This is a genomic window from Streptomyces specialis, from assembly GCF_001493375.1.
In the GTDB taxonomy this organism is placed as follows: domain Bacteria; phylum Actinomycetota; class Actinomycetes; order Streptomycetales; family Streptomycetaceae; genus Streptomyces; species Streptomyces specialis.
Map to the genome: position 1 here is coordinate 826168 of NZ_LN929896.1, position 13583 is coordinate 839750.

10 protein-coding genes and 2 pseudogenes are annotated in these 13583 nt (G+C 75.8%); 4 read left to right on the forward strand and 8 right to left on the reverse strand.

Features of this window, described 5'->3' with window-relative positions; all coding sequences use genetic code 11:
* The 7 genes and pseudogenes from BN2279_RS21885 to BN2279_RS21915 all read right to left on the reverse strand — a co-directional run.
* The coding region (locus BN2279_RS21885; RefSeq protein ID WP_059012189.1) for an aKG-HExxH-type peptide beta-hydroxylase at positions 1 to 1055 on the reverse strand (1055 nt) is incomplete at its 3' end.
* Positions 1052 to 2283, reverse strand: a pseudogene (locus BN2279_RS21890) (FxsB family cyclophane-forming radical SAM/SPASM peptide maturase). The gene BN2279_RS21885 and the pseudogene BN2279_RS21890, both read right to left, overlap by 4 nt.
* 56 nt (positions 2284 to 2339) lie before the next feature.
* Positions 2340 to 2537 carry a hypothetical protein gene (locus tag BN2279_RS21895; protein ID WP_059012192.1) on the reverse strand — a complete coding sequence of 66 codons (198 nt, stop codon included), beginning with the start codon at positions 2535 to 2537 and terminating at the stop codon, positions 2340 to 2342.
* Between the two features lie 111 nt (positions 2538 to 2648).
* On the reverse strand, positions 2649 to 5975 hold the full coding sequence (locus BN2279_RS21900; RefSeq protein ID WP_059012194.1) for an SAV_2336 N-terminal domain-related protein: 3327 nt from the start codon (positions 5973 to 5975) through the stop codon (positions 2649 to 2651).
* A gap of 6 nt (positions 5976 to 5981) precedes the next feature.
* Positions 5982 to 7043, reverse strand: coding sequence for an AAA family ATPase (locus BN2279_RS21905; RefSeq protein WP_079032378.1), 1062 nt, complete (start codon positions 7041 to 7043; stop codon positions 5982 to 5984).
* 153 nt (positions 7044 to 7196) lie between these two features.
* On the reverse strand, positions 7197 to 9359 hold the full coding sequence (locus tag BN2279_RS21910; RefSeq protein ID WP_059012196.1) for a VMAP-C domain-containing protein: 2163 nt from the start codon (positions 9357 to 9359) through the stop codon (positions 7197 to 7199).
* Positions 9356 to 9757, reverse strand: a complete 402-nt coding sequence (locus tag BN2279_RS21915) for a CU044_2847 family protein (RefSeq protein ID WP_059012198.1) — start codon at positions 9755 to 9757, stop codon at positions 9356 to 9358. The genes BN2279_RS21910 and BN2279_RS21915 overlap by 4 nt, the downstream gene beginning before the upstream one ends.
* Positions 9758 to 9858: 101 nt before the next feature.
* Here BN2279_RS21915 and BN2279_RS21920 point away from each other — a divergent pair, with 101 nt between their 5' ends.
* The 3 genes from BN2279_RS21920 (at position 9859) to BN2279_RS21930 (ending at position 12046) form a co-directional block, all read left to right on the forward strand.
* Complete coding sequence (locus BN2279_RS21920; protein WP_059012199.1) at positions 9859 to 10050, forward strand: DUF6104 family protein; 192 nt, start codon at positions 9859 to 9861, stop codon at positions 10048 to 10050.
* A gap of 146 nt (positions 10051 to 10196) precedes the next feature.
* A complete protein-coding gene (locus tag BN2279_RS21925) occupies positions 10197 to 11225 on the forward strand; it encodes a DUF4097 family beta strand repeat-containing protein (RefSeq protein ID WP_234348036.1) in 1029 nt (342 codons plus the stop codon).
* Positions 11226 to 11236: 11 nt separating this feature from the next.
* A complete protein-coding gene (locus tag BN2279_RS21930; protein ID WP_059012201.1) occupies positions 11237 to 12046 on the forward strand; it encodes a PadR family transcriptional regulator in 810 nt (269 codons plus the stop codon).
* 32 nt (positions 12047 to 12078) lie between these two features.
* Here BN2279_RS21930 and BN2279_RS21935 read toward each other — a convergent pair whose 3' ends face one another.
* Positions 12079 to 13041, reverse strand: a complete 963-nt coding sequence (locus BN2279_RS21935; protein ID WP_059012203.1) for a zinc-binding dehydrogenase — start codon at positions 13039 to 13041, stop codon at positions 12079 to 12081.
* Positions 13042 to 13126: 85 nt separating this feature from the next.
* Between BN2279_RS21935 and BN2279_RS31100 the strand changes: the two are divergent.
* Positions 13127 to 13549 (forward strand): annotated as a pseudogene (locus BN2279_RS31100) (GNAT family N-acetyltransferase); the annotation flags it as partial.
* Positions 13550 to 13583: the final 34 nt, after the last annotated feature.

Consider the following 13583-nt stretch of genomic DNA (forward strand, 5'->3'; position numbering starts at 1 on the left):
TCGGTATTGTTCTGTCCAGCATAGCGCGGCTGGCGGGTTTGGTGCCTGATACGTGGGCTGTGAGTAGTGTATAAATGACGGCGGACGGGCCCGGCCGATCGCGCGGCCAGCTTGGCGTGCTGGAGCTCGTGGGTGAGGCCGGCCGCGAGATCGGCCGGGCCGGGCGGCGGGCTGGCGAGGACGGCGCCGAACGCGGTGGGGCTGGTGCCGCTGGAGTGCGCGCCCGCGCCCGGCCGGGCGGCGGGCGGGCCCATCATCGGCACGATGCACTCCAGCAGGGCGAGTTCGGCGGAGCGGGCGGCGCCGCCGAGGCGCAGCAGCGGCAGCGCGCCGCGCCACAGCTCGGCCCAGCGGGCGCGTTCCTCGGGCGCGAGGCTGTCGCGGGCGCCGATGCCGAACGGCGCCGCGCCGCGCCCGGCGTGCCGGCCGGGGTCGAGGTCGTCCAGGAGAACGGGCCTGGGCCCGCCGTCGAGAGTGTGCAGCGGCAGCCAGCGCGGATCGTCGGAACGCCAGGCGCCGGCCGCGTCGCGGTACACCTCGACGGGCGGCCGGCCCGCGGCGCGCATGACCAACCGGTCGCCGTCACCGGTGAGTTCGGCGGGGGAACCGTCGGGTCCTGTGTCGCGCAGGGCGCCGAGGGTGGGCAGCGCGACGCGCCCGTCGCGGACGGTGGCGCGGGTGGTGAAGGCGACACCGGACCGGACGGCCGCGGCGGCGGCGAGCGAGCCGAGGGGGGCCAGGTCGCGGGCGGCGGCCGCGTGGTCGCCCTGTTCGAGGCGGCGGACGCAGCGTTCGGCCCAGGGGCCGGTGAGGGGGTAGAACAGGACGCGGCGGGCGGCGCCGGGGGCGGCGCGCTCGGCGGGCTCCAGCAGGGCGGCGTGCTCGCGGGCGAGCCCGGCGGCCGGGTCGGGGGCGGCGGCGAGCGCGTCGAAGAGCATGCGGATCAGGAGCAGCCGCCGGGTGTGCTGGCCGTGGGCGAGGACGGCCAGGACGGGCGCCTCGCCCTCGGTGCGGCCGAGTTCGCGGAGCTGGGCCTCGGTGGGCGCGGCGGTCATGCGACGGCTCCCCCGCCGAACTCACCGGTGACGGCGGCGGCGATGTGCCGGATGAGCCGCTGGAGGTCCGCGCAGTACACCGAGGGGTTGCGGAAGCCGTGCCCCTCCCGGTAGCGGTGGGCGTAGTGGCCGCCGCCGCAGACGGTGACCAGCGGGCAGGCCACGCAGTCCGGGGCGAGCGCGGCGAGTCCGGCTTGGCGGGCGGCGACGCCGGGGTGGGCGAGGGCGTCGTCGAAGCTGTGGGCGAAGACGTCGAGGCCGGTGGCCGCGGCGCCGGGGTAGGCGGTCTTGAGCGAGTCGACCTGCTCGATGGTGCCGTCGGTCTCCACGACGGCGGCGGTGAACGGCTGGAGCCCGAACTGCTCGGTGGCGGCGGGCAGTCCGAGGAGCAGCGCGATGCACTCCTGGAAGATCCTGACCCGCGTCCGGCGCCGGCCGGCGTGCCACCAGCGGTCGAACACGGCGGCGAGCCAGTCGCCGTACGGGGTGCCGCGGTCCGGCAGGCCGGGCGGCGGGGGGGGCCAGGTGGCGTGGCGGCTCGTATACGCCTCCGGCCCTGCCGACGCAAAGGGGAGGGTAGACATTGCGGGGCGTCGCCGCACACTAGGAGGGCGGGCGGGTCGAGGGCGAGGAGCGAGTCGTAGACCTCGGCGGGGTCGGTGGCCGCGTCCACGACGCACAGGATCCCGGCGTGGGCGGCGCGGTGGCGGGGCGACGCCAGCAGCCTGGCGGCCCGTTCGGCGGCGGGCCAGGCCGGGCGGCCCGCGTGGTCCACGCGCTGCCGGTTGTGCCGCGCCAGGCCGCCGTCGAGGCTGAGGCCGACGGTGATGCCGTGCGCGGCGAGCGCGGTCAGCCGCGCCTCGTCGAGGAGGACGCCGTTGGTCTGCGCGGTGACGCGGACGGAGCAGCCGGGCGGCACGCGGTCCCGGACGTCGGCGGCGAAGGCCCCCAGGACCGCCGGGTCGGTCAGCAGCGGCTCGCCGCCGTGCAGCACCAGGGAGACGGCGGGCAGGCGGTGGGCCTCGGCGTGCTCGCCGATGCGGCGGGCGGTGCGGCGCAGGACACGCGGCGCGGCGGCCACGGGCTGGCGGCGCCAGCCGGGGTCGGCGGCGAAGTACATGTAGCAGTAGCGGCAGGCCAGATTGCAGCGGCTGTTGACCTTGACGACGAACTGCCGGAACGGAACGGCCACTTCCCGGGTGTCCCACCCCGGTGTCGTACCAAACAACGATCGGCTACTCCTGTCCGGTTATGCGCAGAGAAGGACCGAAAGCGTTCGCCGTATCACCGGTCGCGGTCGTCCCCGAGCGCCTGGTTGAAGTCCCAGAGCGTCTCCCCCGGGCGCACCATCCGTTCCCTCAGCTCGTCGAGCACCTCACTGAGCACGGGGTGCTCCAGTCTGCGCAGCTCTCCGAGGCTGAGCGCGAGCAGATCCGGCAGCGGCCCGGCCCCGGCCGTGTCCTGTGGTGGACGCGTCGTCACGTCTCCTCCCCCCCGAGCGGGCCCAGCGGATATCCCCGCCCGCCACACACCGGAAACACCCCCGGCGTCCCCCACCGGGCGCGTCGCCGGGCGCACGGGGTGCGCGACGGCCTAACGGTTTCCCGTGAGCGCTTCCAGGCGCGCGGTCGTGGCGGCGGACTGCGCGTCCGGGGGGAGGCGGCGCCACATCTGGAGCGCCGCCCGGTACGCCTCGGCCGCCGCCAGGGGGCGGCGGGCCACCTCGAACCCCGAGCCGCGCTGGTGCAGGGCGCGGGCCGCCAGCCGGGCCGGCTCGGCCGGGTCCGCCGGGTCGGGCACGGCCGCCTTCGCCGCCGTGGCGGCCCGGCGGTAGGCGTCGGCCGCCTGGTCGAGCCGCTCCGGGCGGCGGGTGTGCCGGTAGGCCCTGCGGTGCGTCTCGCCCAGCTCGAACCAGGCCCGCGCCCGCGTCAGCTCCGTTCCCGCGTCGGCCGCCGCCCGGCCGAACAGGTGCTCCGCCTCGCGCAGATCGACCAGGTCCACCGCCTCCTGGTACCGCGTCATCAGGGCCCGGCCCAGCATCAGCAGCCGCTCCGGCAGCCGGGGATCACCGGCCGGGGTCTCCATCCGGCAGTCCCGCAGCACCCGGACCGCCTGCGAGACGAACGGGCCGCCGTCGGGCAGCGAGGCGCGCCGCAGCAGGGCGGCCCCCCACTCCTCGATCAGGTCGCTGTACTCCGGCCGGTCCCGGGACACCCGGCGGCCGGCCTGCCGGAACCAGTCCGCCGCCTCCTCCAGGTGCGCCGGCGGGCCCCCGGCCGCGTACCGGCGGACGCTCAGCCGCCCGGACCGCGTCAGGCAGGCCGCCACCAGCGCCGGTTCCTCCGTCAGCCGCCGCGCCTGCCCGACGGCCTCGGACGCGGCCGGCCAGTCCCGTTCCGTCAGCAGCAGCGCGTCCGCCAGGTCCAGCAGCGCCCTGGCCCGCGCCACGACCGGCGCGTTCTCCGCCTCCAGCGCCCAGCAGCCGTCGCGCAGCGACGCCGCCGCCTGCCCGGCGTACACCCCGGCCCGCTCCGGGTCCGGCGCCGCGCCCGCCAGCCGCAGCAGCGCCCGGCCGTGCGCCAGCGGCAGCCCGCTCGGCCGGGGCTCGCCGGCCGGCCAGGCGTCCGCGATGGCCTCGACCATGCCCACGCTCTCCTGGAGCAGCGCGGTGTCGCCGCCCAGCAGCCACTGCTCCTCCAGCACCCGCACCCGTTCCAGCGTCAAATCGAGCGCGGCGCGCCGGTCCAGGCCGGGGGTGGCGCAGACGGCGGCGAACTCCCGGTCCGCGCGCCGCCACAGCTCCAGCGCCGCGTGCGGGTCACCGGCCGCCCGCCGCTCCCCCGCCGCCACGTGCAGCACCCGGGCCAGCGCGGTCCTGGCCCGGAGCGAGCCGGGGTGCGCGGCGGCGGTGCGCGCCGCGTTCTGCGCCTCCGTCAGCAGCTCCGTCTCGCGCTGGACCCGCCACAGGGTCAGCAACTGCTCGGCCAGCTCGCTCCACAGCTCCGGGTCGGTGCCCTGGCCCGCCGCCCGCTGGCTCGCGGCGGCCTGGCGCAGCGTGCGGACGGCGTCGAGCTGGTGCTGCACCTTGCCCTCGGCGGCGAACCGCTCGGACAGCGCGCGGGCCTGCCCGACCGCGAGCGACGGCGGCGGCGCGTCGTCGCCGGGCGCGGAGACGAGCGGCGCCTCGGGCAGGAAACGGCGCAGCACCTTCGCGGCGACCTCGGCGAACGGCTGCGGCAGCCGGTCCTTGGCGTCCTCCTCGCCCGCCCGGGGCGCCTCCGGCTGCCCGCCGTCCCCGGCGAGCTGGGCCAGCGCGAGCGCCGGGAAGTTCGGCCCGGTGCGGCCGAACCGCTGCTCGACGTAGCCCGAGCAGTGCTTCAGCACCAGCAGCGCCTCGTCGTGGCCCAGCTCCCCGAGCAGCTCGTCGTGGACGCCGTCCACGAACTCGTACCAGCGGCCGTCGCCCGCCGAGCCCTCCTGGCGCCGCAGCAGGCCGCTGAGCATCACCTCGGACAGCTCGCCCGGGCCCGAGTCGGGGAGCATCGTCCGCTGGATGAGCTGCATCACGGGCAGGAACAGCGGCGCCGCCGACAGGTACACGGCGAGCCGGCCGGCGACCGGGGAGGCGGTGGCGCGGAAGCGGGCGACCAGTGCGGCCGAGGAGCGGGGCGGCCCGTCCTGCCGCCGCGCGGGCGCCGGCGGCTGGTCGGGCCGCACCCAGCCGACGGCGGCCGGCACCGACCCGGCGCCGGGACCGGACAGCAGCCGGGCCCAGGCGCCCAGCGATCCGGCGTCCGGCGGCAGCACCGGCACGGGCACCGCGCCGGGCGGCGCCGGGCGCGCGGGGTAGCCGTTCGGCGCGGCGGTGAAACGGAGCCTGGCCGTGCCGGGCGAGCCCTCCTCGCGGTGCAGCACGCCGTGCTCGACCGGCAGCCGGGTACGCGGCCACAGCCGCTCCGGCAGCGGCTGCACGACGGCGACCGGCGCGTACCGGGAGAGCGTGTGCAGCAGCCGGTGGGCCGCGCCGTCGCGCCACAGCGGCCCGGCGCAGTCGCTGACGACGACCGTCAGCCGGCGCCCGGTCGGATCGCTGAGCTGGCTGGCGGGGCGCAGCGGCGCCCCGGCCGGGTCGAAGCGGCGGCTGACGGCGGGGCTGCCGTCCGGGGAGGCGTGCAGGTAGTGGACCTGGACGTCGCGGAACGCGCCGAGCCGCCCGAACACCTCGGCCAGCTCGCCCAGCATCCGCTGCCACACCCGCATGGCGGGCGCGGCGTCCATCAGGAGCTGCAACTCGGTGGGGGAACGGGGCTCCTCCCGGAAGGCGGGCATGAGGAGCCCGCCGGCCCGCGCGGTGCGTTCGACGGTCGCCGGCTCGTCCAGGCCGGTGGCCGCCGTGCGGCGGGGCGGCCGGCCCGGCGGTCGGTACCGCTGCAACGGACGCAGCGCCCGTTCCAGCTCCAGCAGGCCGGGCAGCGCCCTGGCCTCGGGCACGCCGATCCGCAGCGCGTCGTCCGGCAGCCCGGCGGCCTGACCGCCCGACCCGGCCGGGTCGGGGTAGATCCGGACCGTCTCGTCCCCCGGACGGGGATACCGCCGGCCGGCCGGTCCCGGCCCGGGGGGCGTGCGGCCGGCGTCGTCCGCCGCGCCGGGCACCGACGCGCGGGCGTCGCCGTGGTCCTGGTGGTCCGTGTGGGGGACGGAGGAGTCGTCAGCGCCGGGCCGTCCGGTCCCGTCCGTCCCCTCGGCCGCGCCGGACCCGACCTCCGCGCCGGGGCGGGACGGCCGGGAGAACTGCGCGAGCCACAGCGCGTCGGCCAGCTCGGCCCAGTCGGGGTCGAGACCGGCGCCGCGCAGGGCGCGGATCAGGGTCGCCAGATTGTCCCGCCGGGGGGCGGGACCGGGGGCGGGCACATCGTCCATGGCGGCCTACCTCGGCCGGTCGAGGCGCTGGATCAGCATGTCGGCCAGTCTGTCGCGGGTCGGCGGCTCGGCGTGGTGGGTGAGGTAGATGGCGTTGAGCAGTTGATCGGTCGCGAGCTGCTCTGTCCGGGAGCGTTCCAGGAAACGGGTGATCAGGTCGTCACCGACACGCGCCAGTTCGTCACCCAGGTGGGCGCGTACGACGGTGGCGAGCCGCTCGTGGTCGGGCCGGGTCAGCTCCAGATGGACGCAGCGGCGCAGCAGCGGCGCCGGGAAGTCCCGCTCGCCGTTGCTGGTGAGGACGACGAACGGGAAGGCGTGGCAGCGGATCCTCCCGTCCCGGACCGTGACCTTGGCGCCGTCGTTCGTCAGCACCTCGACCTCCGGCTCGCGCTCGGCGATCCGCTCCAGCTCGGGGATGGCGAACTCGCCCTCCTCCAGCACGTTCAGCAGGTCGTTGGGCAGGTCGATGTCGCTCTTGTCCAGCTCGTCGACGAGCAGCACCCGCGGGGTGGCGGTGGGCAGCAGGGCCGTGCCCAGCGGGCCGAGGCGCAGATAGCTGCCGATGCCGCCGGGCACGGGCGTGCCCGCGGCGCGGCCACCGGCGGCGATCTGGGTGTCCTGGAGCCGGGCTATCGCGTCGTAGTGGTACAGCCCGTCGCCGAGGGTGGTGCGGCTGACGATCGGCCAGTGCAGCACCCGCCCGAGGCCCAGCTCGTACGCCACGGAGTGGGCCAGGGTGCTCTTGCCGGTGCCGGGGCTGCCGGTGACCAGCAGCGGGCGGCGCAGGTAGAGCGCGGCGTTGATGATCTCCAGCTCCTCGGCGCTGGGCCGGTGCATCGCGGCCAGGTGCCGGTAGGCGCCGAGGCGGCGCGTGGAGGCGCTGTCCGCGGCGGGGCCCGGCGCGACGAGGGGCCGGCCGGCGAAGTCGCGCCACGGCGGGGGCTTGGGCAGCGACCGGATGCCGTCGTGGGGCTCCCCGGCGCCCCGGTAGATGAGCCATTCGCCGGGGGCGGAGCTTCCCGGGGCGCCGCCGGGGCCTTCCGGAGTCTCGTCAGCAAGTGCCACAGCATGCTCCTCGTCGCTCGTTCGCCGTCCGGACCGCCGCCCCGTCCCCGACCGTAGCCGGATCAAAAGGCCACGCACAGGGGATAGTTGTCCGACTTCTCCGACTTCCCGGAACACGCGCACGGGCCGTGCCCGGCACGCTCCCCAGGGGCCTCACGGGGTCTCCAGGGGATCGTCCGCCCCTGGCAGGGGCCGGGCCGGGTCGTCGTAGAGCAGCGAGAGGCCCCTCGACCACGACACGTCGGGAACGCCGAGCCCGTGGGCCGCGCGCAGCCGCCAGAGGGCGGCGGGCAGGAACCCGGCCTCGCCGGCCGTGTCCACCGTGCGGGTCACGCCCCGGTGGAAGTCCTCGCAGTTCCGCTCGCGGTCGGTGGTGTCGCGGCGCCACAGGATGACGTTGTACCCACTCGCCATCACACGATGCAGGGCGGCCGGCTCGCCCCCGGTCGCCGGGGTGTGGCACATGACGGGAACGGCCGCCGGGTCGCGCCCGAGCAGCCCGGCGGGCTGGGGCAGCGGACGCGCCCGGGTGTCCACGCAGTCGAGGATGTCCGGCTCCATGCGGCCGGCGTGGATCTTGGCCCAGCGGGACAGGCGCAGCGCGCGCAGCTCCTCGTTGTCCTCGGCGTCCGGCACGGGGTTGGTGCAGCGGACCACGACGGGCCGCTGCTCGCCGAGCCGGCCGGCGTCCGGCGCCAGACGCCACTCCTCGACGGGGAAGCCGAGCAGCGCGTACGGCAGCGCGACGTGCAGCGCCACCGGCTGCTCCGGCTCGTCACCCCGGCGGAACGCCTCGGCGAGCGCCACCCGCAGCCGCTCGGGCGGCTCGTCGGGGCCGATGGCGCGGAAGTCCTCGTCGACCGAGGTCAGTTCGCCCGTGGTGCGGGCGGCGCACACCCGCCAGTCGTACCGGCCGTGCTCCCAGGCGCGCGGGGTGATCTCCAGCAGCACGTACGGCCGGCCCTCGTGCTCCGCCGGGCCGTCGGCGGAGCCGGTGTCCTCGAAGAGGGAGCCCAGCTCCCACAGCGCGCCGCCGGTGATCGCCGGGTCGACGCGGGTGAGGGGGTCGGACACGGCGTCGTCCCGCTCCCACAGCCTGGCGTCCTGCTCGGCGCGGAGGTTGTGGCGGAACCAGCGGGGCAGCTCGGCGCTGGCGGCGGCCGTGCTGTTCACCCAGTCCAGCAGCCGGGACTCGACCTCGGGCGAGGCGGGGAACGGCCGTTCGGCGGTGGCCGCGTACATCGCGTACCGCAGCACGGCCTCCAGCTCGGTGACGCCCTGCCGCAGGTCGTACAGCAGGCCGAGTCCGTCCCGCCAGCCGCGCGGCGCGGGCAGCGTGCCCTCGTACGGCCTGCTGCGCAGCGCGGTCAGCATCTCGTCCAGCCGCCTGGTCGAGACCGGTGGCGGCAACTCGGCGAGCAGACCGAGCAGTTCGACGCGCTGGCCGGGGGTGAGGGCGCGGCCGGCGGTGGCGCGCACCTCGATCTGGGCGTCGGTCCAGGTGCGGTCGGTGACCTGCGCGTCGCGGTGCCGCTCGGCGTGGTGGCGGTCGTGGGCGTGCAGGACGCTCTGGTACAGGTCGTCGTGCTCGTCGAGGACCTGGCCGACGGGCGAGGGCAGGCGCCGCAACTGCACGATGGAGGAGGCCAGTCCGCCGTCGCGGCCGACCGAGCGGCGGGCCTTGAGCACGCCGATGACCTCGCCGCGCCGCAGGTCCACGACCGGGCCGCCGGAGGCGCCCTCGGGCACCTCGTCCTCGTTCCCCAGCTTCAGCAGGCCCTCGGAGCCCAGCTCGCCGCGGATGCTGCACCGGCCGCTGATGTCCTCGACCAGGCCGTCACCGGCCTCGGCGCAGCCGAAGAACGCGACCTCGCTGCGGGTGAAGACCTTCGCGGTGCGCTCGGTGAGCCAGGCGCAGGAGTGCGGGACGGGCTCCAGCAGGCGGATGAGCGCGAGGTCGGGCGCGGGCCACAGGCCACCGCCGGGGTGCTCCTCCGGCTGGGCCCACTCCACCAGGCCCCGCACGGCACGCTCGACTCCTCGGACGGTCAGCCCCACTTCGCGCCTTCCTCCCTCGCCCCTTTCCCGGCTTCCCCCGCCTCCCCCGCGAAGTGCCACGTGGGCGCAGGTGAGCACCCAGTCGGGAGCGATGAAGAAGCCGCTGCCCCAGGGCCGTGACACCGGTCCGTCCCCGGTCCCGTCATACCCGGTCGGCGGCTCATGGATGCGTACCGTCGCGGCGGCGGCGAGCGGCGCCAGGGTCTCGAAGGGGTCCACGTCGAGCGGCTGCGCGCCCCCGGTGTCACCCCAGGTCATACGGCGCCGCCGCTGCCCAGGTCCTCGGGCGGCCCGCCGTGCCAGGTGAGGGTGACGCTGATGGCGCCCTTGGCGTCGCCGTCCGCCAGCAGTCCGACGATCTTCCCGGCGCGGGCGGTGAGTTCGATACCGAAGGTGACGCTGACCTCGTCGGGCCGGGCGGCGCGCAGCCCGTCCGCGACGGAGGCGGCGACGCCGGTGATCAGGCCGCGCAGGCTCTCCATCCGGGCCGCGGTGCGGTCGGCGAGGCCGGTGTCGGCGTCCCCCAGGCCGCTGGGCGGCGCGGCCGGGCCGGGCACGCCCGGCACCGGGACCTGCTCGGCCTGCTCGGCGCCCGAGATCCTCGCCCAGACCGGGGTCCCATCCGGAAGGCTGATCCGCGTGATTCCACTGCTCATAACGCCCCCCCGTCGCCGCTGTGTGCGTGCAGGTTATCCGCCGCTACCGTCCGCTGCCTATCCTGGCTTTCCGCACTGTTTCGTCCTTTCAGGAGCACGTCGTGTACTTCACCGATCGCGGAATCGAGGAACTCGCCCGGCGGCGGGGCGAGGAGGAGGTCACGCTGGAGTGGCTGGCTGAGCAGCTCCGCGTATTCGTCGATCTCCACCCGGACTTCGAGATCCCGGTCGAGCGGCTCGCGACGTGGCTGGCCCGGCTCGATGACGACGACGACGATGCCGAGGACGCCTAGGGGCGGGGGCCAGGCGGGGGGCGGGGCCGGCGGGCATCTGAACTCTTTCGGGGGACAGCCGCTTGCCAGTGGCGACTGACGCGATATATCGTGTTCCCCGTGGACGCGATATAGCGTCGTGTCCTGTTTCTCCGGGGAGGGTTGCCATGGCGGAAAAGGCGGCGAGTGGCGAATGGTCCGTCACCGAGCCCCGGACGCTGACCTTCGACGGCCGTCGTGTCGAGGAGCTGAGCGTCCGCGTCGTCGACGGCTTGGTGAACGTGGTGGGCACGGACGATCCGGTGGCCCGGGTCGAGATCTCCGAGATCGAGGGCCCGCCCCTGCGCGTGCGGCTCCGGGGCGGCCGGCTCACCGTCGCCTATGACGACCTGCCCTGGCAGAGCTTCCTCACGTGGCTGGACCGCAAGGCCCGGAGCCGCTCCGCCGTCGTCTCCGTGTCGGTGCCCGCCGGCGCCCGGCTCACCGTCGGTGTGGTGGGCGCCTCGGCGGTCGTCAGCGGTATCGCGGGCCGCACGGATGTCAGGGGCGTCAGCGGCGACACCACGCTGGTCGGCCTCGGCGGCGCGGTCAGGGCCGACACGGTCTCCGGGGACGTCGAGGCCCAGGGGCTCGGCGGCGAGCTGCGGTTCGCCTCCGTCTCGGGGAGCCTGACGGTGGTGGACAGTCAGGGCCACGACGTGCGCGGCGAGTCGGTCAGCGGGGACATGCTGCTGGACCTGGCGCCCGCCGCCCTCCCGCCCGACATCCGGCTCAGCTCGGTCTCGGGCGAGCTGGCGCTGCGCCTGCCCGAGACGTTCAGCGCCCGTGTCACGGCCGGCTCCGCCGCCGGGCCCGTGTCCTCCGCCTTCCCCGGGCTGCGCGTCACCGGCGGCTGGGGGTCGAAGCAGCTCTCGGGCGAGCTGGGCACCGGCGCGGGGTCGGTCCGCTGCACCACGGTCTCCGGCGCGGTCGCGCTGCTGCGCCGCCCGCCCTGTCCCTTATACACACCTGACGCCGCCGCAGAAGGGGCGCGGGGGCGGCCCGTGTTCGTCGTCCACATCTCTCGGTCCTTTTTTTTGTTTCAAGGAGGCGGCCCCCGAGAAAACCCACACGCTCCTCGGCGGGGGGCGCGAGAGATGTATAAAAGAGACCCCGCCCACCGAGGCGGACCCGGCCCCCGCCTCCTCCTCGCGTAAGGACGTCTGACATGGCTCCCGTCTTCGGCCATGGCCGTCTCCGCCTCTATCTGCTGAAGCTGCTGGGCGAGGCCCCCCGGCACGGGTACGAGGTGATCCGGCTGCTGGAGGAGCGCTTCCAGGGGCTGTACGCGCCCTCCGCCGGCACGGTCTACCCCCGGCTGGCGAAGCTGGCCGCCGAGGGTCTGGTCACCCACACCGAGGAGGGCGGCCGGAAGGTGTACTCCCTGACGCCCGAGGGCCGGCGCGAGCTGCTGACCCGGGGCGAGGAGCTGACCGAGCTGGAGCGGGAGATCCGCGACTCGCTGGCCGCGCTCGCCGCCGACATCAGGGAGGACGTCAGCGGCTCGGCGCAGGACCTGCGCGAGGAGATACGGCAGGCGACGGCCGCCACCCGCGTCCCCCCGGGCGCGGCCGGGGGCAGGGCCCGTGCCCGCCGCGAGGGCAGCGAGGCCACCCGGCACCGGTTCGAGGAGGCGGCCCGCCGCATCCACGATCGCGTGCAGTCCCGCGCGGCCAGCGGCGACTGGCCGGGCGCGGTGCGCGAGAGCCTGGACGGGCTGAGTCACGAGATCGGCGGCTGGGCGCGGTTCGTGGAGCACCCCGCGGCCCCCCGGCCGGGGTGGGCCGCGGAGCCGGGCGACCCGGTGGAGGACCCGGCCCGCGAGCTGGAGCGCCTGCTCGACAAGCTCCGCGACGACATCCGCGACGCGGCCCGCGACCACGGTGTCACGCAGGAGACGCTGCGGGAGGCGCGCCGCCACCTGTCCACCACCACCGCGCATGTGGTCGCGCTGCTCCGCACCGCCTCCCAGGGCTGAGCGGAGCACGGGCGGCCCCGGCACCCCAGGGCTCAGACGGTGAGCACGATCTTGCCGAACAGGTCGCCGCGCGCCATCCGTTCGAAGCCCTCGCGGGCCCGGTCCAGCGGGAGCACCGAGTCGATCGTGGGGCGGACGCCCTTGGCCGCGCAGAAGCTCAGCAGGGAGGCCAGCTCCTCCTTGCTGCCCATCGTGGAGCCGACGACCTTCAGTTCGAGGAAGAAGATGCGGTTGAGCTCGGCGGACGGCGGCGCCTGACCGGAGGTGGCGCCGGAGATCACCAGAGTCCCGCCGGGCCGCAGGGACTTGACGGAGTGGGACCAGGTGGCCGCGCCGACCGTCTCGATCACCGCGTCCATCCGGTGCGGCAGCCGCTCCCCCGCCGCGAACGCGGCCTCCGCGCCCAGCTCGACCGCCCGCTTGCCCTTGGCCTCGTCCCGGCTGGTGACGAAGACCCGCAGCCCGGCCGCCGCGCCCAGCACGATCGCGGCCGTGGCGACGCCGCCGCCCGCGCCCTGCACGAGGACGCTGTCACCGGGCCGCACGCCCGCGTTGGTGAACAGCATCCGGTAGGCCGTCAGCCACGCGGTCGGCAGGCAGCACGCCTCCTCGAACGACAGCTCCTTGGGCTTGGGCAGCACGTTCCACGCCGGGACGGCGACCCGCTCGGCGAACGTCCCCTGGTACTTCTCGGTGAGCAGGCTGCGGCGCTCGTCCGGCCCGACGCCGTGCCCGCTCCCGCCGATGACGGAGTGCACCACGACCTCGTTGCCGTCGGCGTCGATCCCGGCCGCGTCGCAGCCGAGGATCATCGGCAGCGCCTCCTCGCCCAGGCCGACACCGCGCAGCGACCACAGATCGTGGTGGTTGAGGGAGGCGGCCTTGACGTCGACCACCGTCCAGTCGGGTCGGGCCTCGGGAGCGGGACGGTCGCCGAGCTCAAGGCCGTTGAGCGGCTCGTCCCGGTCGAATCGCGCGGCATAGGCAGCAAACATGCCCTCACGCTAGCCATAACGGGCCACTCCATTCCAGAACCGGCGCTGAGGTGCGACGATTGACACACACGGGGAGGGGGTGGGCATGAGCACCGTTTTCCTGCGACGGCTGAGCAGATGGCAGGCCGAGACCGAGCGGGAGCAGGTCGCCGCGCTGTATGTCGAGTCCCATGACGAGGCGCCCGGCGCGCGGGTGCCGACGCGTGAGGAGTTCGTCCGCGCGTTCGTCGATCACGACCTGGGGCAGCCGGGGTTCGACATGGTGGTGGCGGGCGACCCGCGGCCGGTGGGCTGCGCCTTTGGCTACCTGGCGGCGGAGACACCGCCCGGCCTGGCGGAACTGGCGGGCGGTGGCGGGGTGTTCGTCGTCGCCGGCCTGATGGTGGCCCCTCGGCGGCGCGGCCAGGGCGTGGCGACGCGCATGCTGAAGGAGTTGCTGTCCCGCACGGGCGCGGCCCTCGCCGTGGCCCTGCTGGAGCCGGGCGACACCCCGGCCCGCGCGGCGTTCCAGTCCTGGGGCTGGATCAAGGCCGGCCAGCTCA